Here is a 24,267-nt window from a genome sequence, read left to right on the forward strand (position 1 = left end):
TTTTGGGTGTTAAGCGCACAGATGTCACCCCCAGCGGTACCGGAAGGGTAACCCCGGTCCGGTCCCGACCGGAAGCGTCAAGTGTCGTTCTGTAGCCGATAGTTACTCTGAGTTACAGAGTTACAGGGTGAGACGGTAGCAGTGGCCCTCCTCCTCGCGCGTGGGCGTGGTGAAGACCTCGGCGAGTTCCATCCCCAGTCGCCGGGTCACCGCGATCGACCGGGTGTTGCGGGCCAGCACCATCGCCACCACGCTGGGCACCCCCGCCGCCCGCACCCGCTCCAGGGTCGTCTCCGCCGCCGCCGTGGCGTACCCCCGGCCCCAGAACTCCCGCCCCAGCCGCCAGCCGATCTCGATCTCGCCCTTGGGTCCCCAGTCCTGCGGCCACGGCTGGGCACCGGTGAAACCGATGACCCGGTCCTTCTCGTCGAGCATGGTCCACAGACAGAAACCGCGCTCCGCGTCGTGCCGGCGCTGGCGGGCGGTCAACTCCTCGTAGACGGACAGCTCCGCGGACCGGCCGCCGTGGAACTCCATGACGTCGGGGTCGTCGAAGACCCGGTGCCAGGCGACGGCGTCCTCGTCGGTGGGGACACGCAGCCGTACTGCGGGGAGAGCTCGGTTCACGGGGCAGCCCTTCAGCCGGGTGATCAGCGACGCTGAATAGACTGCCCATGTCCAGTGCCCGTCGGCACGCAGATTCCGAACTTGGGGAGATCCCGCCGTGACCGAGCCCCTCTCCGAAAACACCGCCGATGTGATCGTCGTCGGCGCGGGGCCAGCCGGCTCCGCCACCGCCTACCACCTCGCCAAGTCCGGACTCGACGTCCTCCTGCTGGAGAAGACCGAGTTCCCGCGCGAGAAGGTCTGCGGCGACGGCCTCACCCCGCGTGCCACCAAGCAGCTCGTGGCCATGGGCATCGACATCTCCGAGGAGGCCGGCTGGCTGCGCAACAAGGGCCTGCGCATCATCGGCGGAGGCGTGCGCCTCCAGTTGGACTGGCCGGAACTCGCCTCCTTCCCGGACTACGGCCTCGTCCGCAAGCGCGACGACTTCGACGAGCAGCTCGCCCGCAACGCCCAGAAGGCGGGCGCCCGCCTCTACGAGCGCTGCAACGTCGGCGCCCCGATCACCGACGAGCGCACCGGCCGTATCACCGGCGTGCACGCCAAGCTCGGCGAGGAGAAACGCGAAGTCACCTTCCACGCGCCCCTGGTGGTCGCCGCCGACGGCAACTCCACCCGCCTCTCCCTCGCGATGGGCCTGCACCGCCGCGAGGACCGCCCGATGGGCGTCGCGGTCCGCACGTACTTCACTTCGCCCCGCCACGAGGACGACTACCTGGAGTCCTGGCTGGAACTGTGGGACCGCCGAGGCGCCGAGGACCGTCTCCTGCCCGGCTACGGCTGGATCTTCGGCATGGGCGACGGCACCTCCAACGTCGGCCTCGGCGTGCTCAACACCTCCGACTCCTTCAAGGAGTTGGACTGGCGCGAGGTGCTGAAGGCCTGGTGCGCGTCCATGCCCGAGGACTGGGGTTACACCCCCGAGAACATGACCGGCCCGATCCGCGGCGCCGCCCTCCCGATGGCCTTCAACCGCCAGCCCCACTACACGAAGGGGCTGTTGCTGGTCGGCGACGCCGGCGGCCTGGTGAACCCCTTCAACGGCGAGGGCATCGCCTACGCCATGGAGTCGGGCCAGATCGCCGCCGACGTCATCGTCCAGGCCCACGCCCGCCCCACCCCCGCGAGCCGCGAACTCGCCCTCCAGCGCTATCCGCGCGTCCTCAAGGACACCTACGGCGGCTACTACACGCTGGGCCGCGCCTTCGTGAAGCTCATCGGCAATCCGAAGGTCATGAAGATCGCGGCCCAGCGTGGCCTCACCCACCCCCTGCTGATGAAGTTCACCCTGAAGATGCTGGCCAACCTCACCGACCCCACGGGCGGCGACGCGATGGACCGCATCATCAACGGGCTGAGCAAGGTGGCTCCGAAGGCCTGATCAGGCGGTCAGAGCCTGCGCTTTGGCGGCCCGGCGGGCGAACACCTCGTCCCGTCGGTCCGCCACCTGCCGCAGCGCCTCCTTGCGGTCCCGCTTGGAGAGCCGGTCCAGATAGACCTGGCCGTTGACGTGGTCGGTCTCGTGGGCGAGGCAGCGCGCGAAGTACCCCGTGCCCTCGATCACCAGCGCCCGGCCGTCCTTGTCGAGCCCGCGCACCACGGCCCGGTCCGGACGCGGTACGTCCATCACCGCACCCGGCACCGACAGACAGCCCTCGCCCTCGTCGAGCAGCCGGCGCCCGGCCGGGTCGAGCGGGTCCAGCACCGGGTTGACGATGTGTCCGACATGTCGGACACCGTCGTCGTCGAGGCAGTCGTACACGAACAGGCGCAGATCCACGCCCACTTGATTGGCCGCGAGGCCGGCTCCTTCGGCGACGTACATGGTGAGGAACATGTCGTCGATGAGCGCCGCGAGGTCGGGCCCGAACTCGGTGACGTCCCGGCTCGGCCGGTGCAGGACCTCTTCGCCGACCTCGGTGACACGGCGCACGGAACCGCGCCGGGACTCGGGTGCGTGGCGCGGATAGGAGTCGACGGGGCTGCCCTGGACGAAGACACGTGGCATGGATGACTCTCCTCGGGTTTGGCGTCCGGCCTTCTGGCTGGCCGCACTTGAGAAGAGAGCTTTGCAGGAGAGCCGCGGACTCCGGTAGAGGGAACGCCGAGGGGACCGCTGCCCCCGAGCGGCAGCGGCCCCATGCTCACGGCGTCGGACGGGGGCTCAGAGCACCCGCACCGCGCCGGTCGGCGGGTCGTACGACAGCGGCTTCTCCACGATTCCGGTGGAGGGGTTCTGCGCGCCGACGAACATGCCGTCGCCCACGTACACCGCCACGTGGTACGCGCTGCCGGCGCTGCCCCAGTACAGGATGTCGCCGGCCTGCAGGTTGCTCAGGGACACCTGAGTACCGGCGGTCGACTGGTCCTGGGAGACGCGCGGCAGGCTGACGCCGACCTGCTTGAAGGCGGCCTGCACGAGACCGGAGCAGTCGTACGCGCTGGGGCCGGTGGCGCCCAGGACATAGGACTTGCCGATCTGGGCCTTCACGAAGGAGACGATCGCGGCGGCCGAACCGGTGGCCGTGGACGTGCTCGTCGTCGTGCTCGTGGAGGCGCTGGTGGACGCCGAGGCGGACAGGGTGGTCCGCTCCGAGCTGCGGGACGCTGCCTGGGCGGCAGCGGCCTTGCGGGCGGCCTCCTGGGCCTTCTTCTTCGCCTCCGCCTTCTTCTTGGCGACCGCGAGGTCCGCCTTGGCCTGCTTTGCGGCGTTCGCGGCGGCCTCGTCGCGCTCGGCGCGCAGTTGGTAGTTCGCCGCGGCCTGTTGGGTGGCCTCGGCGGACTGTGCGACCTGGGTGGACAGATCGGCCGTCAGGGTGGGCAGTTGCAGGGTCTGCGTCGTCTCGGCCGCGTTGGCCGATGCCGCGCCCGCCGCCGCCATGCTGAGAACGCCACCGGCAACTCCGGCACGCACGGCGATGTTCGTCGTCGCGCTGCGGCGGGGTTTCCGGTGGCTGCGTATGTGAGCGGTGTGGGACATGAGACCAACCGGTATCAGGGGCTCCTCCATACCTTCAAGAAACGTGTGCTGCGCCACAATTGTTCAACGGGCACCACGAAACCCCCTTGTGCCGTTCCTTATTGACGCCGTAACGGACATTGCGGACCTGACCGATCAGGCCCGTGATCACGGTCTTTCGTCGGTACGCCCGAATTGCCCGCCGCCTACCACCTGTTGGGACGGGTGGCCAAGCCCCGTTCTCATCCGCCTCTCATGAGTGTGGTGGAGGTCACGGAACGGTTACCGGAATGCATGCGTCTCGTGCGGGTACCGCGAGCGGGTCGTCGGACGGGTGACTTCGTGAACGCGTGCACGCGTCCACACCCCTCCTCGTGACTCCCTCTGGCGTGTGAACGGGCTCCCACTATCAAGCCGTCGCGTCCAACTCCAATTTGCATGCAAGGGAAGCCTCTTGATATTGAGACGCTGCCCTTCGCCCGTGGTGACGAGCGGAAATGTCACCTCTGGTGATCGCTCGGGCGCTTCGTGTGCGAAGATCACCGCCCGCTCGACGCCGTGATCCTTCGCCGGGTGGTGGAGATCACAAAGCTTGTGTAATACCCCGTGTCGCAGATCACAGAGCGACGGGCATAAGATGCGGAGCGGTTGGGCTTGTGACCTGCTTCACATGTTCGCGATCTTCGCCGGGACGGGCGGGAGTTGTGGGGTGTGTGAGGCGGGTGTGAGTCCGACGCCATCGCCAGCAGTCAGTGCCGACTGAGAGGAGCGAGGAGCGGTGAACGCGTATGCGCCCATCCTCGTACTGGGAGCCCTCGGGGCAGGCTTTGCGATCTTCTCCGTGGTCATGGCCACGCTGATCGGTCCGAAGCGGTACAACCGGGCCAAGCTCGAAGCGTACGAGTGCGGCATCGAGCCGACCCCCACGCCGGCCGGCGGCGGGCGCTTCCCCATCAAGTACTACCTGACGGCGATGCTCTTCATCGTCTTCGACATCGAGATCGTCTTCCTCTACCCCTGGGCCGTCACCTTCGACGCCCTGGGTGTTTTCGGGCTCGTGGAGATGCTGCTCTTCGTGCTCACCGTCTTCGTCGCGTACGCGTACGTATGGCGGCGCGGCGGCCTGGAATGGGACTGAGGGGCCTTAGAACATGGGACTCGAAGAAAAACTGCCGAGCGGATTCCTGCTGACCACCGTCGAGCAGGCCGCGGGCTGGGTGCGCAAGGCGTCCGTCTTCCCGGCCACGTTCGGCCTCGCCTGCTGCGCCATCGAGATGATGACGACCGGCGCCGGCCGTTACGACCTGGCGCGCTTCGGTATGGAGGTCTTCCGCGGATCTCCCCGCCAGGCGGACCTGATGATCGTCGCGGGCCGGGTCAGCCAGAAGATGGCGCCGGTCCTCAGGCAGGTCTATGACCAGATGCCGAACCCCAAGTGGGTGATCTCCATGGGGGTCTGTGCCTCGTCGGGCGGCATGTTCAACAACTACGCGATCGTGCAGGGCGTCGACCACATCGTCCCGGTCGACATCTATCTCCCGGGCTGCCCGCCACGGCCCGAGATGCTGATGGACGCGATCCTCAAGCTCCACCAGAAGATCCAGTCCTCCAAGCTCGGTGTGAACGCCCAGGAGGCGGCCCGCGAGGCGGAGGAGGCGGCGCTCAAGGCCCTGCCCACCATCGAGATGAAGGGCCTGCTGCGGTGAGCGACGCGAACGGCATCAACGGAGCCAATCCGGAGAAGGACCTGAGTGCCTCCAACCTCCCCGGCCAGCGCGGCGAGGGCGGTGAGGAGATCCGCGTCCAGCGCGGGATGTTCGGCGCCAGCAACGGCGGCGACACATCCGGTTACGGCGGCCTGGTCCGCTCGGTCCGCCTCCCAGGAGCGGCGAGCCGGCCCTACGGCGGTTGGTTCGACGAGGTCGCCGACGAACTGGAGGGCGCCCTGGAGGAACAGGGCCTGCTGCCCGGCAACGCGATCGAGAAGACGGTCGTCGACCGCGACGAACTCACCTTCCACGTCGAACGCGAGCATCTGCTCCGCGTCGCCCGCACCCTGCGCGACGACCCGGCCCTGCGCTTCGAACTCTGCACCGGCGTCAGCGCGGTCCACTACCTGCACGACAAGGGCCGTGAGCTGCACGCCGTCTACCACCTGCGCTCGATCACCCACAACCGGCTGATCCGCCTCGAAGTCAGTGCCCCGAACGCCGACCCGCACATCCCGTCCCTGGTCTCCGTCTATCCGACCAACGACTGGCACGAACGCGAGACCTATGACTTCTTCGGGATCGTCTTCGACGGTCACCCGGCCCTGACGCGGATCATGATGCCGGACGACTGGCAGGGCCACCCGCAGCGCAAGGACTACCCCCTCGGCGGCATCCCCGTCGAGTACAAGGGCGCCCAGATCCCGGCTCCGGACCAGCGGAGGTCGTACTCATGAGCACGCAGTCAGCATCCGCCGCTTCGGCCCGTGAGACCACCGAGGGCACCGTCTACACGGTCACCGGTGGCGACTGGGACGAGGTCGTCCAGTCCGCGGACCGGGCCGACGACGAGCGCATCGTCGTCAACATGGGGCCCCAGCACCCCTCCACGCACGGTGTGCTCCGTCTGATCCTGGAGATCGACGGCGAGACGGTCACCGAGGCCCGCTGCGGCATCGGCTACCTCCACACCGGTATCGAGAAGAACCTCGAATACCGCACGTGGACGCAGGGCACCACGTTCGTGACGCGCATGGACTACCTGACGTCCTTCTTCAACGAGACGGCCTACTGTCTCGCCGTCGAGAAACTCCTCGGCGTGGAGGACCAGATCACCGAGCGGGCGAAGATCATCCGGGTGCTCCTGATGGAGCTGAACCGGATGTCCTCCCACCTGGTGTGCATCGCCACCGGCGGTATGGAACTCGGCGCCACCACGATCATGATCTACGGATTCCGCGATCGTGAAATGATTCTCGACATCTACGAGCTGGTCACCGGCCTGCGGATGAACCACGCGTACATCCGCCCCGGCGGACTCGCCCAGGACCTGCCGCCCGGCGCGGTGGACCAGATCCGCGAGTTCGTGAAGAAGATGAAGAAGAACCTCCCGGAGTACGACAAGCTCGCCACCGGGAACCCCATCTTCAAGGCCCGTATGCAGGACGTCGGTTACCTCGACCTGGCCGGCTGCATGGCCCTCGGCGCCACCGGCCCGATCCTGCGCTCCACCGGCCTGCCGCACGACCTGCGCAAGGCGCAGCCCTACTGCGACTACGAGACCTACGACTTCGACATCCCGACCGCCGACACCTGTGACTCCTACGGCCGCTTCCTCGTCCGCCTGGAGGAGATGCGCCAGTCCCTCAGGATCGTCGAGCAGTGCCTGGACCGGCTGCAGCCCGGTCCGGTCATGGTCGCCGACAAGAAGATCGCCTGGCCCGCCCAACTCGCCCTGGGGCCGGACGGGTTGGGCAACTCGCTCGACCACATCAAGAAGATCATGGGCACCTCCATGGAGGCCCTGATCCACCACTTCAAGCTGGTGACCGAAGGCTTCCGCGTGCCGCCGGGACAGGCGTACGCGGCGGTCGAGTCGCCCAAGGGCGAACTCGGGGTGCACGCCGTGTCCGACGGAGGCACCCGCCCCTACCGGGTCCACTTCAGGGACCCGTCCTTCACCAACCTTCAGGCCATGGCGGCGATGTGCGAGGGCGGCCAGGTCGCCGACGTCATCGTCGCCGTCGCGTCCATCGACCCCGTGATGGGAGGCGTCGACCGGTGACCACCAGTTCTTCGGAGCAGGGCGTCAGTCTGGGCATGCCCCAACTGCCCGCGCCCGCCTACCCGGACGACGTCCGGGCCCGGCTGGAGGCCGACGGGCGGGAGATCATCGCCCGCTACCCGGACTCCCGCTCGGCCCTCCTGCCGTTGCTGCATCTCGTGCAGGCGGAGGAGGGTCATGTCACGCGCACCGGACAGCAGTTCTGCGCGGACCTGCTGGAGCTGACCACCGCCGAGGTCGCGGCCGTGGCGACCTTCTACTCCATGTACCGGCGCCGGCCGAGCGGCGACTACCAGGTCGGGGTCTGCACCAACACGCTGTGCGCGGTGATGGGCGGCGACGCGATCTTCGAGTCCCTCCAGGAACACCTGGGCGTCGGCAACGGTGAGACCACCGACGACGGCAAGGTCACCCTGGAGCACATCGAGTGCAACGCGGCCTGCGACTTCGCGCCCGTCGTGATGGTCAACTGGGAGTTCTTCGACAACCAGACCCCCGCCAGCGCCCGGCGTCTCGTCGACGACCTGCGTGAGGGCGCACCCGTGGCACCCACGCGCGGGGCACCGATGTGCACGTTCAAGGAGACCGCGCGGATCCTGGCCGGCTTCCCCGACGAGCGGCCCGGGGCCGTCGAGGCGAGCGGCGGTGCGGGACCCGCGTCGCTGGTGGGCCTCCGCCTGGCCAGGGGAGAGGCCGCACCCGCGCGCGTGGTCCATCCGCGCGGCTCCGGCGCACCGCAGAACGAGCCGCCGACCGAACACCTCAGTTCGCACGACGCGCCGCAGGACACGTCGGCCTCCGACCCCGCCCACCCGGCGGGGCCCGTAGCCGAGGAGGGGGAGTGATGACCTTGGCACCCGAACTGAAAGACCACAGCCCCGAGAAGCTGCTCGCACCCGTGCTGTCGGCCTTCTGGGACGAGGACGAGTCCTGGACTCTCGACGTCTACCGGAGGCACGAGGGATACGAGGGGCTCCGCAAGGCGCTCGCCATGTCGCCGGACGACCTCATCGCGTATGTGAAGGACTCCGGTCTGCGCGGTCGCGGTGGCGCGGGCTTCCCCACCGGAATGAAATGGCAATTCATTCCTCAAGGGGATGGAAAACCGCACTATCTAGTTGTCAACGCCGACGAATCGGAGCCCGGGACCTGTAAGGACATCCCGCTCCTCTTCGCGAACCCGCACAGCCTCATCGAGGGCATTGTCATCGCGTGTTATGCCATCAGGTCTTCGCATGCCTTCATCTATCTGCGGGGTGAAGTCGTCCCAGTACTGCGGCGGTTGCACGAGGCCGTGCGTGAGGCCTACGAGGCGGGCTTCCTCGGCGAGAACATCCTGGGCAGCGGACTCGACCTCCAGCTCACCGTGCACGCGGGCGCGGGCGCGTACATCTGCGGTGAGGAGACCGCACTGCTCGACTCGCTCGAAGGCCGCCGTGGTCAACCGCGGCTCCGTCCCCCTTTCCCTGCCGTCGCGGGCCTCTATGCGTGCCCAACTGTTGTCAATAACGTCGAGTCGATCGCGTCAGTTCCCGCGATTCTGCAAAAGGGCAAGGAATGGTTCAGGTCGATGGGCAGCGAGAAGTCTCCGGGCTTCACGCTCTACTCGCTCAGCGGCCATGTCACCAGTCCCGGTCAGTACGAGGCGCCGCTCGGCATCACACTCCGTCAACTGCTCGACATGAGCGGCGGGATGCGCGCCGGGCATCGCCTCAAGTTCTGGACGCCGGGCGGGTCCTCCACGCCGATGTTCACCGACGAGCACCTCGACGTCCCTCTTGACTACGAAGGAGTGGGTGCCGCGGGTTCCATGCTCGGCACAAAAGCTCTGCAGTGTTTCGACGAGACGACCTGCGTCGTGCGTGCCGTCACCCGCTGGACCGAGTTCTACGCCCACGAGTCCTGCGGCAAGTGCACACCGTGCCGCGAAGGGACGTACTGGCTCGTGCAGTTGCTGCGCGACATCGAGGCCGGCAAGGGCTCGATGTCCGACCTCGACAAGCTGAACGACATCGCCGACAACATCAACGGCAAGTCCTTCTGCGCCCTCGGCGACGGCGCCGCCTCGCCGATCTTCTCCTCGCTCAAGTACTTCCGCGAGGAGTACGAGGAGCACATCACGGGCCGGGGCTGCCCCTTCGACCCGGCCAAGTCCACGGCCTGGGCCGACCGCACGGAGGTGAACGCATGACGGTGACCACGAGCGCTCCCTCGGGTGGGGGAGAGGCGGCGGTCCCGCCGGAGGATCTCGTCTCGCTGACGATCGACGGCGCCGAGATCAGCGTGCCCAAGGGCACCCTGGTCATCCGCGCCGCCGAGCAACTCGGCATCGAGATCCCCAGGTTCTGCGACCATCCCCTCCTCGACCCGGTCGGCGCCTGCCGTCAGTGCATCGTCGAGGTCGAGGGACAGCGCAAACCGATGGCGTCCTGCACGATCACGTGCACGGACGGCATGGTCGTCAAGACCCAGCTCAGCTCGCCCGTGGCCGAGAAGGCCCAGCACGGTGTGATGGAACTGCTCCTGATCAACCACCCGCTGGACTGCCCGGTCTGCGACAAGGGCGGCGAGTGCCCGCTGCAGAACCAGGCGATGTCGCACGGCCAGTCCGAGTCCCGCTTCGAGGGGAAGAAGCGGACCTACGAGAAGCCGGTCCCGATCTCCACCCAGGTGCTGCTCGACCGCGAGCGGTGCGTGCTGTGCGCCCGCTGCACCCGGTTCTCCAACCAGATCGCGGGTGACCCGATGATCGAGCTGCTGGAGCGGGGCGCGCTGCAGCAGGTCGGCACCGGTGAGGGCGACCCCTTCGAGTCGTACTTCTCCGGGAACACCATCCAGATCTGCCCGGTGGGCGCGCTGACCTCGGCGGCGTACCGATTCCGCTCCCGCCCCTTCGACCTGGTCTCCACGCCCTCCGTGTGCGAGCACTGCTCCGGAGGCTGCGCGACCCGCACCGACCACCGGCGCGGCAAGGTCATGCGGCGCCTGGCGGCCGTGGACCCCGAGGTCAACGAGGAGTGGATCTGCGACAAGGGGCGCTTCGCCTTCCGGTACGCGCAGCAGCGCGACCGGCTGGAGACGCCGCTGATCCGCAACCCCGAGGGCGAGCTCGTCCCGGCCTCCTGGCCGGAGGCGCTGCAGATCGCCGCCCAGGGACTGCTCGCCTCGCGCGGCCGCACCGGTGTCCTGACCGGCGGCCGGCTCACCATCGAGGACGCCTACGCGTACAGCAAGTTCGCGCGCGTGGCGCTCGACACCAACGACATCGACTTCCGCGCGCGCGTGCACAGCAGCGAGGAGGCCGACTTCCTGGCCGCCCGGGTCGCAGGCCACGGCCGGGACCTCGACGGCGAGGGCGTCACCTACACCTCCCTGGAGAAGGCGCCCGCCGTCCTGCTGGTCGGGTTCGAGTCCGAGGAGGAGGCGCCCGGCGTCTTCCTGCGGCTGCGCAAGGCCTCGCGTAAACACGGGCAGCGAGTGTTCTCGCTCGCCACCCACGCCACACGCGGACTGCAGAAGGCGGGCGGCGTCCTGCTGCCGGCCGCTCCCGGCACCGAGACCGAGTGGCTGGACGCGCTCACCAGCGGGTTCGGCCTGGAGGACGACGGCGCCAGCGCCTCCGAGGCGCTGCGCGCCGAGGGTGCGGTCATCGTCGTCGGCGAGCGGCTGGCCGCCGTCGCCGGAGGCCTCACCGCCGCCGTACGGGCCGCGTCCGCGACCGGTGCCCACCTGGTGTGGATCCCGCGCCGGGCCGGGGAGCGGGGCGCGATCGAGGCGGGTGCGCTGCCGTCGCTGCTGCCTGGCGGACGCCCGGCCACCGATCCACGCGCGCGTGAGGAGGTCTCCGCCGCCTGGGGCGTCGCCGAACTCCCGCACCGCTACGGCCGCGACGCCGGCCAGATCGTCGAGGCCGCCGCCGGTGGTGAGCTGCGGGCGCTGCTCGTCGCGGGCGTGGACCCGGGCGACCTGCCCGATCCGGCACGCACGCGTGCGGCACTGCACGAAGTGGGCTTCCTGGTCTCGCTCGAACTGCGGCCCAGCGAGGTCACCGAACACGCCGACGTCGTCCTCCCGGTCGCGGCGGTCGCCGAGAAGGCGGGTGCCTTCCTCAACTGGGAGGGCAGGGTCCGCTTCTTCGACGCCGCGCTCAAGCCCGACCAGATGACCCGGCGCCTCGCGCCCACCGACGGGCGCGTCCTGCAGATGCTGGCCGACGCCATGGACGTACACCTGGGACTGCCCGATCTGCGCACCACGCGCGCGGAGTTGGACCGGTTGGGCGCCTGGAGCGGCCCGCGGGCCACCGAACCGCTGGAGACCGCGGGCGTGCTGCCCCGGCCGGCCGCCGGGGAGGCCGTGCTCGCCGGGCACCGCCTGCTGCTCGACCAGGGGACCCTCCAGGAGGGCGACGAAGCACTCGCCGGTACCCGGCACGCCGCTCACGCGCGCGTGTCGCCCGCGACGGCCGCCGAGGCGGGCATCAAGGACGGCGACGCCCTCGCCGTGACCGGCAGCTCCGGAACCGTCGAACTCCCGCTGCTGATCACCGAGATGCCCGACCGCGTGGTCTGGCTCCCGCTGAACTCCACCGGCGGGGGCGTCGCCTCCGACACCGGGGCGCTGCCCGGCGCACTCGTCCGCATCGGCCCGGCCACGCCCGCGAGCGAGGCCCCCAAGGAGGTGGAGGCATGAGCCCGTACCCGTACCTCGCTGCCGAAGACCTCTCCATGTTCGGCCGCGACCCCTGGTGGCTGGTCGTCGTCAAGGCGGTGTTCTGCTTCGCCTTCCTGATGATCACCGTGCTGTTCTCGATCGTCTGGGAACGCAAGGTCGTCGCCTGGATGCAACTGCGCATCGGCCCCAACCGGCACGGCCCCTGGGGCATGCTCCAGTCGCTCGCCGACGGCGTGAAACTGATGCTCAAGGAAGACCTGATCGTCAAGCGCGCGGACAAGGTGGTCTACATCCTCGCGCCGGTCGTCGCGGCCATCCCGGCCTTCATGGCGATCGCGGTCATCCCCTTCGGACCGGCCGACAACGAGGTCTCGATCTTCGGCCACCGCACCACGATGCAGCTCACCGACCTGCCGATCGCGATGCTCTACATCCTCGCGGTCGCCTCGGTCGGCATCTACGGCATCGTCCTGGCGGGCTGGAGCTCCGGATCCACCTACCCGCTGCTGGGCGGCCTGCGGTCCTGCGCGCAGATGATCTCCTACGAGATCGCCATGGGCGCCGCGTTCGCCTCGGTGTTCCTCTACTCCGGGTCGATGTCCACATCGGCGATCGTTGAACAACAGCACGACCGCTGGTACATCATCCTGCTGCCGGTCTCCTTCATCATCTACATCATCACGATGGTCGGCGAGACCAACCGCGCCCCCTTCGACATGCCGGAGTCCGAGGGCGACCTGGTCGGCGGCTTCAACACCGAGTACTCGTCCATCAAGTTCGCGCTCTTCATGCTCGCCGAGTACGTGAACATGGTGACGGTCTCCGCGGTGTCGACCACGCTCTTCCTGGGCGGCTGGCGGGCCCCGTGGCCGATCAGCTCCTTCTGGGAGGGCGCGAACCACGGCTGGTGGCCGATGCTCTGGTTCGTCATCAAGGTCCAACTGCTGCTGTTCTTCTTCATCTGGCTGCGCGGCACCCTCCCGCGCGTGCGCTACGACCAGTTGATGAAGCTCGGCTGGAAGGTCCTCATCCCGGTCTCCGTGGTCTGGCTGATGCTCGTCGCGACCGTACGGACCCTCAAGAACGAGAACTACGACTTCGCCGACATCACCCTCTACGTCGTCGGCGGTGTGCTCGTCCTGCTGTTGCTGTCCTTCGTCGCGGACATGTTCCGCCAGAAGGCGAACGAGACCGCTCAGTCGGCCGAGGAACCCGCCGGGTTCGACGCGATGGCGGGCGGATTCCCCGTACCGCCGCTGCCGGGACAGGAGTTGCCACCGGTGCCGCGGCGCCCCTCGCGACGCGAGCGGGAGCTGATTGTCAGTGGTGGCTCGGATACTGGCAGTGACGGATCTCTGGATGGAAAGGAGGCGTCCGATGGCTGAGGAGCCCAAGGAGACCAAACCCGGTTTCCAGAACCCGGTGGCCGGCTTCGGCGTGACCTTCAAGGCCATGTTCAAGAAGCGGCTGACCGAGCAGTACCCGGAGCAGCAGAAGACCACCGCCCCCCGGTTCCACGGACGGCACCAGCTCAACCGCCATCCGGACGGCCTGGAGAAGTGCGTCGGCTGCGAGCTGTGCGCCTGGGCCTGCCCCGCCGACGCCATCTATGTGGAGGGCGCCGACAACACCGACGAGGAGCGCTACTCGCCGGGCGAGCGGTACGGCCGCGTCTACCAGATCAACTACGCCCGCTGCATCCTGTGCGGCCTGTGCATCGAGGCGTGCCCCACGCGCGCGTTGACGATGACCAACGAGTTCGAGCTGGCCGACAGCAGCCGCGCCAACCTCATCTACACCAAGGAACAGCTGCTGGCCGGCCTCGAAGACACGATGGTCGACACCCCGCACGCCATCTACCCGGGGATGGACGAACAGGACTACTACCGGGGCCTGGTGACGGAGGCCGCACCCGGCACGGTGCCCCAAGTCGCCGTCTCCAAGGGCGAGAAGCCAGAGGAAGAGGGGGTGGAGGCATGAGCGCGCAGTTCGCCGCCGCCTACTCCACCTCCACCGGGGAGGCCTTCCAGTTCTGGGTCCTCGGCACGGTCGCGGTGATCGGCGCCCTGTCCACCGTCCTCATGAAGAGGGCCGTGCACAGCGCCCTCTCCCTCGCCGGGACCATGATCATCCTGGCGGTGTTCTACCTCGCCAACGGCGCCTACTTCCTGGGCGTCGTACAGATCGTCGTCTACACCGGCGCGATCATGATGCTGTTCCTGTTCGTGGTGATGCTGGTCGGCGTCACGGCGGCGGACTCCCTGACCGAGACCATCAAGGGCCAGCGCTGGCTTGCCCTTCTCTGCGGGCTCGGCTTCGGCATCCTGCTGTTCGCGGGCATCGGCAACGCCTCCCTCAACCAGTTCGACGGCCTGGGCACGGCCAACGCGAACGGCAACGTGGAGGGCCTCGCAGCCCTCATCTTCACCAAGTACGTCTTCGCCTTCGAGATCACCGGCGCCCTGCTGATCACGGCCGCCGTCGGCGCCATGGTGCTCACCCACCGCGAGCGCACCGAGCGGGCCAAGACGCAGCGCGAGCTGTCCGAACAGCGCGTCCGCGAGGGCAAGCACGTCCCGCCGCTCCCCGCCCCCGGCGTCTACGCCCGGCACAACGCGGTGGACGTCCAGGGCCTGCTCCCGGACGGCACCCCGTCCGAGCTGACGGTCAGCAAGACGCTCCGCGACCGCGGCCAGATCCGTGACGTGTCCAGCCAGGCGCTGAACGACCTGCGGGCCCTGGAGCAGCGCGCCGAGGAGCGCCTGGAGCGCACCGAGATCGAACCGGCGAACCTCAAGCGGACCGAGGAGGCGTCGAAGTGAACCCCGTCAACTACCTCTATCTCTCCGCCCTGTTGTTCACGATCGGCGCCACCGGCGTACTGATCAGGCGGAACGCGATCGTCGTCTTCATGTGCGTCGAGCTGATGCTCAACGCCTGCAACCTCGCGTTCGTCACCTTCTCCCGGATGCACGGCAACCTCGACGGTCAGGTCATCGCCTTCTTCACGATGGTCGTCGCCGCCGCGGAGGTCGTGGTCGGGCTCGCGATCATCGTGTCGCTGTTCCGTTCCCGCCACTCGGCCTCGGTCGACGACGCCAGCCTGATGAAGCTCTGAGGGGTCGCTGAATCGTGGAGAACCTGATTGCGCTGCTGGTAGCGGCGCCTCTGCTCGGAGCGGCCGTACTGCTGTGCGGCGGCCGGCGGCTCGACGCCGTCGGCCACTGGATCGGCACGCTCCTGTCGTCCGCCTCCTTCGTGATCGGTGTCGTCCTCTTCACCGACCTGCTGGGGAAGAACGCCGAGCACCGGACGCTCATGCAGCACCTGTGGACCTGGGTCCCCGTCGAGGGCTTCCAGGCGGACGTCACCTTCCGCCTCGACCAGCTGTCGATGACCTTCGTCCTGCTGATCACCGGTGTCGGCTCGCTGATCCACCTGTACTCGGTCGGGTACATGGAGCACGACGAGCGCCGCCGCCGCTTCTTCGGCTATCTGAACCTGTTCCTCGCGGCGATGCTGATCCTCGTACTCGCCGACAACTACCTTCTGCTGTACGTCGGCTGGGAGGGCGTCGGTCTCGCCTCCTACCTGCTGATCGGCTTCTGGCAGCACAAGCCCAGCGCGGCCACCGCCGCGAAGAAGGCCTTCCTGGTCAACCGGGTCGGCGACATGGGCCTGTCGATCGCCATCATGCTGATGTTCACGACGTTCGGGACCTTCGCCTTCGGCCCGGTCCTCAGCCACGTCGGTGACGCCTCCGAGGGCAAGCTCACCGGCATCGCCCTGATGCTGCTGCTCGCCGCCTGTGGCAAGTCCGCCCAGGTGCCCCTCCAGTCCTGGCTCGGCGACGCGATGGAGGGCCCGACCCCGGTCTCCGCCCTCATCCACGCGGCGACCATGGTGACCGCGGGCGTGTACCTGATCGTCCGCTCCGGAGCGATCTTCAACGCGGCGCCCGACGCACAGCTCGTCGTCACCGTCGTCGGCGCCGTCACGCTCCTGTTCGGTGCGATCGTCGGTTGCGCGAAGGACGACATCAAGAAGGCCCTCGCGGGCTCGACCATGTCGCAGATCGGCTACATGGTGCTCGCCGCCGGCCTCGGCCCCATCGGCTACGTCTTCGCGATCATGCACCTGGTGACGCACGGCTTCTTCAAGGCCGGGCTCTTCCTCGGCGCCGGCTCCGTCATGCACGGGATGAACGACGAGGTCGACATGCGCAAGTACGGCGGCCTCCGCTCGTACATGCCGATCACGTTCATCACCTTCGGCCTCGGCTACCTCGCCATCATCGGCTTCCCGGGCCTGTCCGGCTTCTTCTCCAAGGACAAGATCATCGAGGCGGCCTTCGCCAAGGGCGGCACCGAGGGCTGGATCCTCGGCGGCGCGGCCCTGCTGGGCGCGGCCATCACGGCGTACTACATGACGCGCGTGATGCTGATGACGTTCTTCGGAGAGAAGCGCTGGCAGCCCGACGAGAACGGCAACGAGCCGCACCCGCACGAGTCCCCGAGGACCATGACCATCCCCATGATGGTGCTGGCGATCGGCTCGGTCGGCGCGGGCGCCTTCTTCGGGATCGGGAACCGCTTCCTGCACTGGCTGGAGCCCATCACCGGCCACGAGGAGGGCAACTCCCCGGTCAGCGCCCTGACGGTCACCCTGGCCACCATGGCGGTCCTGATCGTCGGTGTCGCGATCGCCTGGGCGCAGTACGGCCGCCGCCCGGTCCCGGCCGTCGCCCCGCGCGGGTCGCTGCTCACCCGGGCAGCCCGCCGCGACCTCCTCCAGGACGACTTCAACCACGTCGTCCTGGTGCGCGGCGGAGAACACCTCACCCGATCCCTGGTCTACGTCGACCACACCCTGGTCGACGGCGTCGTCAACGGCACGGCGGCCTCCATGGGCGGCCTCTCCGGAAGGCTGCGCAAGCTGCAGAACGGCTACGCGCGGTCGTACGCGGTCTCGATGTTCGGCGGTGCGGCCATCCTCGTCGCCGCGACCCTGCTGATGAGGGCGGTCTGATACCGATGTCCTTTCCTCTCCTGACAGCGACGGCGGCGCTCCCGGCGCTCGGGGCGGTCGCCACGGCCGCCGTCCCGGCCGCGCGGCGCACCGCCGCCAAATGGCTGGCGCTGCTCGTCTCACTGGCGACGCTCGCGCTGGGCATCACCGTCCTGGTGCGCTTCGACCCGGACGGCGACCGCTACCAACTCACCGAGTCCCACGCCTGGATCAAGGCCTTCGGCGTCCGCTACGAACTGGGCGTGGACGGCATCGCGGTGGCGCTCATCGCGCTCACCGCCCTGCTGATCCCCTTCGTGATCCTGGCCGGCTGGCACGACGCCGACCCGCTGGAGACCGGCAGCAAGCGCTGGCGGCCCACCCAGGGCTTCTTCGCGCTCATCCTGGCGGTGGAGGCGATGGTGATCATCTCCTTCGAGGCCACCGACGTCTTCCTCTTCTACATCTTCTTCGAAGCCATGCTGATCCCGATGTACTTCCTCATCGGCGGCTTCGGGGACCGGGCCCACCAGCACGGCGACGAGGCGGCGGCCACCCAACGGTCGTACGCCGCCGTCAAGTTCCTGCTCTACAACCTGGTCGGCGGGCTCATCATGCTGGCGGCCGTGATCGGCCTCTACGTGGTGGCCGGGAACTTCTCGCTCGCGGAGATCGCGCAGGCGCGTGCCAACGGCTCGCTGCACATGGCGACCAACACCGAACGCTGGCTGTTCCTGGGCTTCTTCTTCGCCTTCGCGGTGAAGGCGCCCCTTTGGCCGCTGCACACCTGGCTGCCCAACGCGATGCAGGAGTCCACCGCGCCGGTCGCCGTGCTCATCACGGCGGTCGTCGACAAGGTCGGCACCTTCGCGATGCTCCGCTTCTGCCTCCAGCTGTTCCCGGAGGCCAGCAAGTGGGCGACGCCCGTCATCCTCGTCCTCGCCCTGATCAGCATCATCTACGGGGCGTTGCTCGCGGTCGGCCAGCGGGACATCAAGCGGCTGGTGGCGTACGCGTCGATCTCGCACTTCGGGTTCATCATCCTGGGCATCTTCGCGATGACCAGCCAGGGCCAGTCCGGGGCGACGCTCTACATGGTCAACCACGGTATTTCCACGGCCGCGTTGATGCTCGTCGCCGGATTCCTGATCTCGCGGCGCGGCTCGCGTCTGATCGCCGACTACGGAGGGGTGCAGAAAGTGGCCCCGGTGCTCGCCGGCACCTTCCTGATCGGCAGCCTGGCCACCCTGTCGCTGCCGGGACTCGCGCCCTTCGTGAGTGAATTCCTGGTCCTGGTCGGCACGTTCACGCGCTACCCGGCGATCGGCATCATCGCCACCTTCGGCATCGTCCTCGCCGCGCTCTACACCCTCGTCCTCTACCAGCGGACGATGACCGGCCCGGTGAAGCCCGAGGTCGCCGCGATGCCGGACCTGCGACCACGTGAACTCCTGGTCGTCGCCCCGCTGATCGTGCTGCTGATCTTCCTGGGCGTCTACCCGAAGCCCGTCACGGACATCGTGAACCCGTCGGTCAAGCAGACCCTGTCCGACGTACACAAGAAGGATCCCAAGCCCTCGGTGGAGGCGGCCAAGTGAGCGCAACAGCCGTCCACAGCCTGTGGACAACGGCGGCAACCGCGGCCGACCCGATCTCGAAGATCGACGCGCCGAAGATCGAGTACGGGCAATTGTCGCCCACCTTGATCATCCTCGGCGCGGCCCTCATCGGGGTGCTGGTCGAGGCGTTCGTCCCGCGCAAGTCCCGTTACTACGCCCAGGTGTTCGTGTCCGCCGTAGCACTCTGCGCCGCCTTCGCGGCGGTCGTGGCGCTCGCGGCGGACGGGTACGGCACCACCAAGGCGCACATCGCCGCGATGGGCGCGATCGCGGTCGACGGACCGTCCCTGTTCCTCCAGGGCGTGATCCTGCTGTCCGGACTGGTCGGCCTGTTCACCTTCGCGGAGCGGCGCCTCGACCCGGAGGCGCACGGCAACCGGGTCGACTCCTTCGCCGCGCAGGGCGCCTCCGTGCCCGGCAGCGACAGCGAGAAGGCCGCCGTCAAGGCCGGGTTCACCACCACCGAGGTCTTCCCGCTGCTGCTCTTCGCGGTCTCCGGCATGCTGGTCTTCCCGTCGGCCAACGACCTGTTGACCCTGTTCGTGGCCCTGGAAGTCTTCTCGCTCCCGCTCTACCTCCTGTGCGCCCTGGCCCGCCGCAAGCGGCTCCTGTCGCAGGAGGCAGCGGTCAAGTACTTCCTGCTCGGCGCCTTCGCCTCCGCGTTCACCCTGTTCGGCATCGCGCTGCTCTACGGCTACGCGGGCTCGATGTCGTACGGCACGATCGCGCAGGTCGTCGACGGCTCCATCACCAACGTCGACCCGGCCCTCGCGGACACCATGGGCAACGACGCGCTGCTGCTCATCGGCGGCGCGATGATCGTCATGGGGCTGCTGTTCAAGGTGGGCGCGGTGCCGTTCCACATGTGGACGCCCGACGTCTACCAGGGCGCGCCGACCCCGGTCACCGGCTTCATGGCCGCAGCGACCAAGGTGGCCGCCTTCGGAGCGCTGCTCCGGCTCCTCTACGTCGTGCTGCCGGGCCTGCGCTGGGACTGGCGGCCGGTCATGTGGGCGGTGGCCATCATCACGATGCTGGGCGGCGCGATCGTCGCGATCACCCAGACCGACATCAAGCGGCTGCTGGCGTACTCGTCGATCGCGCACGCGGGCTTCATCCTCGCCGGTGTCATCGCGACCACCCGGGACGGCGTCTCGTCGGTCCTGTTCTACCTGGGCGCGTACTCGTTCGTGACGATCGGCGCCTTCGCGGTCGTCACCCTCGTGCGGGACGCCGGCGGCGAGGCGACGCACCTGTCCAAGTGGGCGGGGCTCGGGCGGCGTTCGCCGCTGGTCGCGGCGGTCTTCGCGGTGTTCCTGCTGTCCTTCGCGGGCATCCCGCTGACGGCCGGCTTCGCCGGGAAGTTCGCCGTGTTCAAGGCGGCTGCGGCGGGCGGAGCGGCCCCGCTGGTCGTGGTCGGTGTGCTCTCCTCCGCTATCGCGGCGTTCTTCTACATCCGAGTGATCGTGCTCATGTTCTTCAGCGAGCCGAGGCCGGACGGACCCACCGTCGCGGTGCCGTCCCCGCTGACCATGGCGACGATCGGGGTGGCCGTGGCGGCCACGCTCGTCCTCGGTGTGGCCCCGCAGTACTTCCTGGACCTGGCCAACCAGGCGGGGATCTTCGTCCGCTGAGCGCAAGGTGAAGGCCCCGGCCCCCCATGAAGGGAGCCGGGGCCTTCGCGTATGCGCGGTCAGGCCTTCGGGCAGGTCACCTCGGGGTTCCAGGCCGCGAACAGACCCGAGGGGTTGGGCTTGTAGATCCAGGCGTGGAGCGTGAAGTAGCCGGGGAGCTGGTTCTTCTGGAAGGTCTGCCCGAACAACGTCGGCGCGGCCTGCCCCGTGTCCTTCACCACCCATTCCACCGCGACCAGCCTGCGGCCCTCGACGAAGTCGGACCCGTCCGCGTACACCAGGGCCGCGGGCTTCGCCGGATCGAGTGAGCCGATGTTCGCCGGGTTGACGTAGTGGTAGCCCATGCCGCCCTCGGTCGGGTCGGCGACACAGACGTCGGTGCGTGCATAGCCGCCGGCCTTGGCGAACCCCTCGTACCCGTACTTCGAGGTGGCCTGGTACGTCTTGCTCAGCGTGGTCCACACCGACGGGTCGGGATCGGACGCGGCGTGGGCCGGGGCGGCGGTCAGCGCGAAGGCCGCGGCCGTCGCCACCGCGCCGGCGGCCTTGACGGCGTTCTGCAGGGGCCGAGGGGACATGGTGAGGCTCCTTGGACTTTCGGGAGGCGGCCGCACACACGGCGCGCCGTCCCTTCGGGGGCATGGCGGGCCTCCGCGGTCCCGCCCGAGCAGCATGTTCCGGCCGTACCGGTCGCGCCATGTGACGGGAGCCATTCGACTGACCACACCCGGTCACCGAACCATCGTCGCCACCGGCCTGTGGATAACTCCGACGCTGTCAGTCCGGACGCCTATCGTGGACGCAGTGGTCGAGGGACGACGTATGGGGGACGAGCGATGCACGGGATGGGCGGGACGGTTGTGACGACCGAAGTACGGACGCCGGCGGCACACGGCGAGAGCGAGGCGCTGGCCACGCTCCACCGCGTCTTCGGATACGACAGCTTCCGCGGCGCGCAGGAGGAGGTCATCGAGCATGTGGTGGCCGGCGGCGACGCCGTGGTCCTCATGCCGACCGGCGGCGGCAAGTCGCTGTGCTACCAGATTCCGTCCCTGGTCAGAGCTGGTACGGGTGTCGTCGTCTCCCCGCTGATCGCGCTGATGCAGGACCAGGTGGACGCGCTGCGGGCGCTGGGCGTGCGCGCCGGGTTCATGAACTCCACGCAGGACTTCGAGGAGCGGCGCCTGGTCGAGGCCGAGTTCCTGGCCGGTGAGCTGGATCTGATCTATCTGGCGCCGGAGCGGCTGCGCCTCGATTCCACCCTGGACCTGCTCTCGCGCGGCAAGATCTCGGTGTTCGCGATCGACGAGGCGCACTGCGTGTCCTCGTGGGGCCACGACTTCCGGCCCGACTACCTCTCCCTCTCCCTGCTGGGCGAGCGCTGGCCGGACGTCCCGCGGATCGCGCTCACGGCGACGGCCACGGACGCGACGCACCAGGAGATCACCCAGCGGCTGAAGATGCCGGACGCCCGGCACTTCGTGGCGAGCTTCGACCGGCCCAACATCCAGTACCGGATCGTGCCGAAGGCCGACCCCAAGAAGCAGTTGCTGAGCTTCCTGCGCGAGGAGCACGCGGGCGACGCGGGCATCGTGTACTGCCTGTCCCGCAAGTCCGTCGAGGCCACCGCCGAGTTCCTGTCGCGCAACGGCATCGAGGCGGTGCCGTACCACGCGGGCCTCGACTCGGGCACACGCGCGGCGCACCAGTCCCGGTTCCTGCGCGAGGACGGCCTGATCGTCGTCGCGACCATCGCCTTCGGCATGGGCATCGACAAGCCGGACGTACGGTTCGTCGCCCACCTCGACCTGCCCAAGTCCGTCGAGGGCTACTACCAGGAGACGGGCCGCGCCGGCCGCGACGGCATGCCCTCCACGGCCTGGATGGCGTACGGCCTCAACGACGTCATACAGCAGCGCAAGATGATCCAGTCCAGCGAGGGTGACGAGGCGTTCCGCCGCCGGGCCGCCGCCCACCTGGAGGCCATGCTCGCGCTGTGCGAGACGGCGCAGTGCCGGCGCGGCCAACTGCTCGCCTACTTCGGGCAGGACCCGGACGCGGCGGCCTGCGGCAACTGCGACACCTGCCTCGTCCCGCCGGAGACCTGGGACGGCACGGTCGCGGCGCAGAAGGTGCTGTCGACGGTGGTGCGGCTGCAGCGGGAGCGGGGCCAGAAGTTCGGCGCCGTGCAGATCGTCGACATCCTCATGGGACGCCGGACGGCCAAGGTGATCCAGTTCGACCACGACCAGCTCTCCGTGTTCGGCATCGGCGAGGACCTGGGCGAGGGCGAATGGCGGGGTGTCGTACGGCAGTTGCTCGCGCAGGGGCTGCTCGCGGTCGAGGGGGAGTACGGCACGCTGGTGCTCACCGAGGCGAGCGGGACGGTGCTGCGGCGCGAGCGGGAGGTGCCGCTGCGCAAGGAGCCGAAGAAACCGGCGAGTTCGCGGTCGGGTTCCTCCGGCAGGGGCGAGCGCAAGGCGAAGGCCGCGGCGGTCGAACTGCCCGAGTCCCTGCGGCCCGCCTTCGAGGCCCTGCGCGCCTGGCGTGCGGAACAGGCCCGTGAGCAGGGCGTCCCGGCGTACGTCATCTTCCATGACGCCACGCTCCGGGAGATCGCGACGGTATGGCCCACGTCGGTGGGGCAGTTGGGGGAGATCAGTGGGGTCGGCGAGAAGAAGCTGGCGACGTACGGGGAGGGCGTGATCGGGGTGCTGGCCTCGCTGGGCGGGGCGCCCGGCGCGGGCCCGGCGCAGGGTTCGGTACCCGCACCGGCCCGGGCGGCGGATGACCGTGATCCCGGTCCGGACTACTGGCCGGAGATGGATGAGGAGCCGGAGCCCGAGGACTGGATGTAGCCGGTCGGGGTTGAGGCTCCCCGCTGCAGCGCACGGGTCGCGTACGCCCTGACGTCCACGTCCGCGTCCGCGTCCGCGTCCGAGTCGGTGGTCGCCGTGGCGAGGGGCGCGCGGACACTCTCGGGTGGGTGTCGAGTGTCGGGTGCCGTCTGGCGTGTCCCGCAAGCCGCCGGCCTCAGCTCAACGCCGTCAACCCCGGTGCGAACACGATCAGCAGCGGAAGCAGGGGGACCAGGGACGCCACCGTTGTCGTCAGGGCGCGGCGGCGGCGGTCCAGGCGGGGGCGGGGGGTCAGGAGGCGGTCGACGCGTTCGCCGAGGAGGCGGTGGCTGGAGGCGCAGGAGAGGACGCCGCGGTGGTTGTTGAGTTCGATCAGGGCCAACGCCGTGGTCAGGTGGCCGCATTGGCGGGACGCGGCGTCGTCGGCGGCGAGTTCCACCAGGCGGTGGGTCTGGTCGCAGAAGTGGGCGAACAGCGGGACGTGCGGGAAACCGGAGGCCAGCGCGGTCGACAGATGCAGCAGCCAGTCGTGGTGGGCGCGGGCGTGACCGCGTTCGTGGGTGAGGACCGCGTCGAGCTGGTGGCCGGTGAGCCGGTGCAACGCGCCCGTGGTGACGACGAGTTGGGGCGGATGGCCGGGCATCCACCAGGCGTCCGGGTACTCGTCCTCCAGGACGAGGAGCGGACCGCGCGCCGGGGGCAGTCCGGCGGGCAGGTCGGGGGCGCGCTCCCGAAGATGCGCGCGGGCCTGGCCGCGCCGGCGCCGGGCCTCGGCGAGTTCGCGGGCCAGCATCGCGGTCGTCCAGGCGGCGCCGCACGCCAGCGACAGGGTCAGCGCGACGGCCCAGGCGGGGGCGGCGGAGAGGTCGTAGGCCGCGGTGACGGCGGGCGGAGCGGGGGCGAAGACATGGTCGCGGACCGTGTGGAAGACGGCCGCGGCGCCCAGCACGAGGGCGGCCAGACAGCACAGCAGGACCGTCGCGACCAGGCACTGCCACGCCCACAGGCCGACCACGGGTTCCCGCTCGGGCCACACGGCACGGGTCAGCGCACGCGGAGCCGGCACGGCGGCCGCGAGGGCGACGACGCTCAGCAGGAGCAGGCAGACAGTCATG

21 protein-coding genes are annotated in these 24,267 nt (G+C 69.0%); 16 read left to right on the forward strand and 5 right to left on the reverse strand.

The window, feature by feature from the left end:
- Positions 1-120 precede the first annotated feature (120 nt).
- Positions 121-627 carry a GNAT family N-acetyltransferase gene (locus tag AB0M63_RS00825; RefSeq protein WP_366017922.1) on the reverse strand — a complete coding sequence of 169 codons (507 nt, stop codon included), beginning with the start codon at positions 625-627 and terminating at the stop codon, positions 121-123.
- A 97-nt stretch (positions 628-724) separates the two neighbouring features.
- On the opposite strand from AB0M63_RS00825, the gene AB0M63_RS00830 reads away from it, so the two are divergent.
- Positions 725-2,008, forward strand: a complete 1,284-nt coding sequence (locus AB0M63_RS00830) for a geranylgeranyl reductase family protein (RefSeq protein WP_355904808.1) — start codon at positions 725-727, stop codon at positions 2,006-2,008.
- Here the strand turns inward: AB0M63_RS00830 and def are convergent, their stop codons facing one another.
- Positions 2,009-2,635 carry a peptide deformylase gene (gene def, locus AB0M63_RS00835; RefSeq protein ID WP_366017923.1) on the reverse strand — a complete coding sequence of 209 codons (627 nt, stop codon included), beginning with the start codon at positions 2,633-2,635 and terminating at the stop codon, positions 2,009-2,011.
- Between the two features lie 156 nt (positions 2,636-2,791).
- Entirely contained in the window at positions 2,792-3,607 is an 816-nt protein-coding gene (locus AB0M63_RS00840) for a C40 family peptidase (RefSeq protein ID WP_355904815.1), read from the reverse strand.
- Between the two features lie 757 nt (positions 3,608-4,364).
- Here AB0M63_RS00840 and AB0M63_RS00845 point away from each other — a divergent pair.
- The 14 genes from AB0M63_RS00845 to nuoN are packed head-to-tail and all read left to right on the forward strand — an operon-like array spanning position 4,365 to position 20,294.
- Positions 4,365-4,724, forward strand: coding sequence for an NADH-quinone oxidoreductase subunit A (locus AB0M63_RS00845; protein WP_007383963.1), 360 nt, complete (start codon positions 4,365-4,367; stop codon positions 4,722-4,724).
- Between the two features lie 13 nt (positions 4,725-4,737).
- A complete protein-coding gene (locus AB0M63_RS00850; protein WP_361466338.1) occupies positions 4,738-5,292 on the forward strand; it encodes an NADH-quinone oxidoreductase subunit B family protein in 555 nt (184 codons plus the stop codon).
- Positions 5,289-6,032 carry an NADH-quinone oxidoreductase subunit C gene (locus tag AB0M63_RS00855; protein ID WP_366017924.1) on the forward strand — a complete coding sequence of 248 codons (744 nt, stop codon included), beginning with the start codon at positions 5,289-5,291 and terminating at the stop codon, positions 6,030-6,032. Before AB0M63_RS00850 ends, AB0M63_RS00855 begins: the two co-directional genes overlap by 4 nt.
- Positions 6,029-7,360 carry an NADH-quinone oxidoreductase subunit D gene (locus AB0M63_RS00860; protein WP_366017925.1) on the forward strand — a complete coding sequence of 444 codons (1,332 nt, stop codon included), beginning with the start codon at positions 6,029-6,031 and terminating at the stop codon, positions 7,358-7,360. Before AB0M63_RS00855 ends, AB0M63_RS00860 begins: the two co-directional genes overlap by 4 nt.
- The gene (gene nuoE / locus AB0M63_RS00865; protein WP_366017926.1) at positions 7,357-8,205 is read left to right on the forward strand and encodes an NADH-quinone oxidoreductase subunit NuoE; all 849 of its coding nucleotides are present in this window, start codon (positions 7,357-7,359) and stop codon (positions 8,203-8,205) included. The genes AB0M63_RS00860 and nuoE overlap by 4 nt, the downstream gene beginning before the upstream one ends.
- Positions 8,202-9,551 carry an NADH-quinone oxidoreductase subunit NuoF gene (gene nuoF / locus AB0M63_RS00870; RefSeq protein WP_355904827.1) on the forward strand — a complete coding sequence of 450 codons (1,350 nt, stop codon included), beginning with the start codon at positions 8,202-8,204 and terminating at the stop codon, positions 9,549-9,551. Before nuoE ends, nuoF begins: the two co-directional genes overlap by 4 nt.
- Positions 9,548-12,052, forward strand: coding sequence for an NADH-quinone oxidoreductase subunit G (locus AB0M63_RS00875; RefSeq protein ID WP_366017927.1), 2,505 nt, complete (start codon positions 9,548-9,550; stop codon positions 12,050-12,052). Before nuoF ends, AB0M63_RS00875 begins: the two co-directional genes overlap by 4 nt.
- Positions 12,049-13,419: an NADH-quinone oxidoreductase subunit NuoH gene (nuoH, locus tag AB0M63_RS00880; protein WP_355904833.1), complete on the forward strand. Its 1,371-nt coding sequence runs from the start codon at positions 12,049-12,051 to the stop codon at positions 13,417-13,419. Before AB0M63_RS00875 ends, nuoH begins: the two co-directional genes overlap by 4 nt.
- Entirely contained in the window at positions 13,412-14,014 is a 603-nt protein-coding gene (gene nuoI, locus AB0M63_RS00885; RefSeq protein ID WP_355904835.1) for an NADH-quinone oxidoreductase subunit NuoI, read from the forward strand. The genes nuoH and nuoI overlap by 8 nt, the downstream gene beginning before the upstream one ends.
- A complete protein-coding gene (locus tag AB0M63_RS00890) occupies positions 14,011-14,856 on the forward strand; it encodes an NADH-quinone oxidoreductase subunit J (RefSeq protein ID WP_355904838.1) in 846 nt (281 codons plus the stop codon). The genes nuoI and AB0M63_RS00890 overlap by 4 nt, the downstream gene beginning before the upstream one ends.
- A complete protein-coding gene (nuoK, locus tag AB0M63_RS00895; RefSeq protein WP_019074282.1) occupies positions 14,853-15,152 on the forward strand; it encodes an NADH-quinone oxidoreductase subunit NuoK in 300 nt (99 codons plus the stop codon). The genes AB0M63_RS00890 and nuoK overlap by 4 nt, the downstream gene beginning before the upstream one ends.
- A gap of 14 nt (positions 15,153-15,166) precedes the next feature.
- Complete coding sequence (nuoL, locus tag AB0M63_RS00900; RefSeq protein WP_355904842.1) at positions 15,167-17,062, forward strand: NADH-quinone oxidoreductase subunit L; 1,896 nt, start codon at positions 15,167-15,169, stop codon at positions 17,060-17,062.
- A gap of 5 nt (positions 17,063-17,067) precedes the next feature.
- Entirely contained in the window at positions 17,068-18,639 is a 1,572-nt protein-coding gene (locus tag AB0M63_RS00905; RefSeq protein ID WP_355904845.1) for an NADH-quinone oxidoreductase subunit M, read from the forward strand.
- Positions 18,636-20,294 carry an NADH-quinone oxidoreductase subunit NuoN gene (gene nuoN, locus AB0M63_RS00910; RefSeq protein WP_355904848.1) on the forward strand — a complete coding sequence of 553 codons (1,659 nt, stop codon included), beginning with the start codon at positions 18,636-18,638 and terminating at the stop codon, positions 20,292-20,294. Before AB0M63_RS00905 ends, nuoN begins: the two co-directional genes overlap by 4 nt.
- A 59-nt stretch (positions 20,295-20,353) precedes the next feature.
- Here the strand turns inward: nuoN and AB0M63_RS00915 are convergent, their stop codons facing one another.
- Positions 20,354-20,872 (reverse strand): hypothetical protein, encoded by a 519-nt coding sequence (locus tag AB0M63_RS00915; protein WP_366017928.1) that lies wholly within the window; start codon positions 20,870-20,872, stop codon positions 20,354-20,356.
- A gap of 267 nt (positions 20,873-21,139) precedes the next feature.
- Between AB0M63_RS00915 and recQ the strand changes: the two genes are divergently transcribed.
- Complete coding sequence (recQ, locus tag AB0M63_RS00920; RefSeq protein ID WP_355904854.1) at positions 21,140-23,152, forward strand: DNA helicase RecQ; 2,013 nt, start codon at positions 21,140-21,142, stop codon at positions 23,150-23,152.
- A gap of 175 nt (positions 23,153-23,327) precedes the next feature.
- Here recQ and AB0M63_RS00925 read toward each other — a convergent pair whose 3' ends face one another.
- The gene (locus tag AB0M63_RS00925; protein ID WP_355904857.1) at positions 23,328-24,266 is read right to left on the reverse strand and encodes a M56 family metallopeptidase; all 939 of its coding nucleotides are present in this window, start codon (positions 24,264-24,266) and stop codon (positions 23,328-23,330) included.
- Position 24,267 lies beyond the last annotated feature (1 nt).

The organism is Streptomyces sp. NPDC051576, from assembly GCF_040681835.1.
Taxonomy (GTDB): Bacteria; Actinomycetota; Actinomycetes; order Streptomycetales; family Streptomycetaceae; genus Streptomyces.